Raw genomic sequence first — 3,912 nt, forward strand, 5'->3', positions numbered from 1 at the left:
AATTTATATGATTTCCGTCCGGAGCAGACTGCGGAACTAAAAAAGCAGATATCGGATTTGGAGACCAGGATACATAACCTGAAAGAGGATGCAGCATCGGAGGAAATCACAGCTGTTTATGATGCATATGAACAAATTCCGGCAGAAGAAAGAAGCTATGTTTCCTCTTATGCTGTCCTGGCAGATAAAATGGCTGAAAAAGGGATTGCAAACAACTCAGAGCCATTGTCAGAACATATGGATTTGAATACAAAGGGAAACGGTACGGTCACTTCTCTGTTTGGACAGGAGCTGGCAATGTCCGCAAATATTTATTTTACAGAGGAAGATGTAAAAAAGGTGGACAGCCTGCCCGATCCCATTACCAGCGAATCTTACGTAGAAGTGGTCACTCTTCTGGACAAATACCGCAAATCGGAGAATAAAGAAGACTATAAGCAATACAAAGAAAAGCTGGAAGAAAAAATAAAAGAAATTGACCAGATTAAAGAGACTATTAAATCAGTCAATGAGGAAGTTACGAAGAAGCTTTATCCACTGGATAAAATTTCTTTAAAGGACAAAGAAAAAGTTAAAGAAATTCAGCGAAAAATTGAAAGTTTAAGCGCATATGACCAGACCAAGATTTTACAGTACGAGGATATCCTTCAGGCAAATGTCAGAATTAAGAACCAGCTGAACGCGATAATTGCAGCAGCAGCAGCGGTAGTTTTGGTGGTTATTCTGGTTGTTATTGTGGCTATACGCATGGGCAGAAGGAAACGGCTGAAAAATGAGAAATATATAAGAGAAAATGACGATGAAGACGAAGATGACGAAGACGACAATTAAGCCTAAGCCTAAAATCATTGTCACTCCATAAAGCTTGAAAAATAGGAATTAGAAAGGAAGTCACAAAGGTTTTTAACCTTTTTTTGCAGTGGCACTGTCACAGAAATCGGTGATAGGAAATGGGTACACAAATGAAAAAAGATTTACTGATACTTGCCTTTGCGGCTATCATTATCATTGTTCTGTTTAAAGGTACAAAGTTTCAGTCTGTGGAAGATTATTACCTGACTCATGTGGATGATATTACAGAAGATTCCCAGACTGTTACATTTAGCATCCGGTGTGATACGATCCTGGATAACTGGGACCGGCTGGCGCCGGAGCTGCAGGATGCAAAATATGTTCCGGCAGACGGTGTGATTTTAGCACCGACAAAATATGTACTTCGTCCGAAGGACACTGTTTTTGATATTCTAAACCGTGCCACGCGCCATGAAAAAATTCAGATGGAATATCAGGGGGCACAGGATAACGTTTACGGAAGTGCCTACATTCAGGGGATAAATTTTCTGTATGAATATTCCTGCGGTCCCCTTAGCGGATGGATGTACCGGGTTAATGGAGCATTTCCGGACTATGGGTGCAGCCGATATAAACCAAAGGATCGAGATGTAATCGAATTTGTTTATAACTGTGAACTTGGACGGGATATTGGAGGAAGATTTGATACGCAAAATGACAGCAAGAATACTGAGACAGAAGAATAAGTAAGCGAAGGAGAAAGACATGAGCGGTTTTGAAAAATTCCATCCGATTGTATTATTTACATATTATGTATGTGTTATTTTATTTACCATGTTTTCTACGCATCCGGTGATTTTACTGTGTACGCTGTTTGGTGCAATTCTCTTTTTTTCCATGCTGAATCCCGCCCGTATCGTGGCGCATAACCTGGTATTCTATTTTTTCCTGTTTCTTCTGGTTGCAATTACCAATCCTCTGTTTTCACATAATGGAGAGACGATTTTATTTTTCATGAACGACAACCCGGTTACCCTGGAAGCGATTATGTATGGAGGTGCAATTGCCGTCATGATTGTGGGTGTAATGTTCTGGTGTAAATGCCTGAACGTTATTATGACATCGGATAAGTTTTTGTATCTGTTTGGGAAAACGATTCCGAAATTGTCACTGGTGCTGTCTATGGCGCTGCGCTTTATTCCTCTCTTTAAAGTACAGATCAAAAAAATTAACCAGGCACAGAAGGCAATGGGACTGTATGCAAGTGACAGCAAGTTTGACAAGCTGGGTAGTTCTATGCGGGTATTTGACAGCCTGCTGTCCTGGTCTCTTGAAAACTCTATCGAAACCGCCGATGCAATGAAAGCGCGAGGATACGGGCTGCCGGGAAGAAAGAATTTTTCTCTTTTCCGGTTTCGGAAAGCAGATGGTATTTTAATCACAGCGATTGGAATTATGATGTTGTATATAGGTGGAAATTATTTTGCCGGAAAATTTGACTTTTACTACTATCCGGTTGTCTCCTGGATTGGAAAGAAAGCCGGAGATATTTTCCGGTATGCTGTTGTTTTATTATTTATGATACTGCCGGGATTACTGGAATTGAAGGAGAAAATACAATGGAAATACTTAAGGTCGAGAATTTAAGTTTTACATACCCGGAACAGGAGGCAAGTGCACTGGATCATGTGAGCTTTTCGGTAGAAGAGGGAGAGTTTATTGTTCTGTGCGGAGAATCCGGCTGTGGTAAAACCACATTGCTTCGATTATTAAAAAGAGAGCTTGCACCCCATGGGGAGAAAGACGGAGAAGTGCGTTATCTGGGGGTAAGGCAGGAGGAATTAACAGAACGTGTCAGTGCCTGCGATATCGGATATGTTATGCAGAATCCGGAAAACCAGACCGTGATGGATAAAGTGTGGCATGAGCTTGCTTTTGGCCTGGAAAATATGGGGCTTGATAATCAGATTATTCGCAGAAGAGTGGGAGAAATGGCTTGCTTTTTTGGAATAGACGGCTGGTTTCGCAGAAATACTTCAGAGCTTTCCGGAGGGCAGAAGCAGTTGCTGAATCTGGCATCCATTATGGCAATGCAGCCCAGACTTCTGATTCTGGATGAGCCCACTTCCCAGCTGGATCCCATTGCATCATCGGATTTTATCGCTACCCTTGTAAAGCTGAACCGGGAGCTTGGAACCACGATTATATTGACAGAGCACCGCCTGGAAGATGTTTTCCCGGCTGCGGATAAAGTTGGGATTATGGAAAAGGGTAAGCTGCTGTTGTGGGAGAATCCCAGGGATGCAGGAAAGAAATTAAAAGAAATTAAAGCAAACCATAAAATGATGCTTGGACTGCCCAGTGCAGTGCGGATCTATAACGGGCTGGATGTGGATTGTGCCTGTCCGCTTACGGTAAGAGAGGGGCGCCAGTTTTTAAGTACCTGGTATAAGGAGGAACAAGAACTGGACCAGAAGAGCGAATCCATCCACCAGGATGATAAATTCACGCAACAAGGGCTGAAGCAGGAAATAGTACTGTCCATGAAAGACGTCTGGTTTCGCTATGAACGGGAGCTGCCGGATATCCTGGAGGGTGTCAGTCTGGAATTATATAAAGGAGAGATCGTTAGCATTTTGGGAAGCAACGGTTCCGGAAAAACCACGCTGCTCAGTGTAATCTCACATGTAAATCATGCATATAAAGGAAAAATCAAAATTTTCGGTAAGAAACAGAAAGCGTATAAGGGAAATGAATTGTACCGCCAGATCCTCGCGTCACTGCCTCAAAATCCCCAGACGGTATTTTTAAAGGAAAGTGTACGGGAAGACTATGAGGAAATGGGGAAAGTGATGGGCTATGATAAGGAAGAAATGGGCCGTATGATTGAGCAGACGGCCAAGATGTTAGAAATCGAACACCTTCTTCCCAAGCACCCCTATGATTTAAGCGGCGGAGAACAGCAGAAAGCAGCCATAGGGAAAATGCTGCTGTTGAAACCTAAAATTTTGCTGCTGGATGAACCAACAAAGGGGATTGACGCATCTTCCAAGAATCGGTTGCTGGAAATTATGAGAGATTTAAAGAAAAATGGGATATCCATACTGATGGTTACTCATG

At 42.4% G+C, this 3,912-nt stretch carries 4 protein-coding genes; all 4 read left to right on the forward strand.

Annotated elements, in window-relative coordinates:
• Positions 1-831: hypothetical protein (locus tag ACH2DQ_RS22865; RefSeq protein ID WP_395028469.1), on the forward strand; the 831-nt coding region annotated here is incomplete at its 5' end.
• 131 nt (positions 832-962) lie between these two features.
• On the forward strand, positions 963-1,538 hold the full coding sequence (locus ACH2DQ_RS22870) for a DUF4430 domain-containing protein (RefSeq protein ID WP_395028471.1): 576 nt from the start codon (positions 963-965) through the stop codon (positions 1,536-1,538).
• 19 nt (positions 1,539-1,557) lie between these two features.
• On the forward strand, positions 1,558-2,439 hold the full coding sequence (locus ACH2DQ_RS22875; protein ID WP_394915977.1) for an energy-coupling factor transporter transmembrane component T: 882 nt from the start codon (positions 1,558-1,560) through the stop codon (positions 2,437-2,439).
• On the forward strand, positions 2,412-3,912 hold a 1,501-nt coding region (locus ACH2DQ_RS22880), incomplete at its 3' end, for an ABC transporter ATP-binding protein (protein ID WP_395028473.1). The genes ACH2DQ_RS22875 and ACH2DQ_RS22880, both read left to right, overlap by 28 nt.

The organism is Robinsoniella sp., from assembly GCF_034124845.1.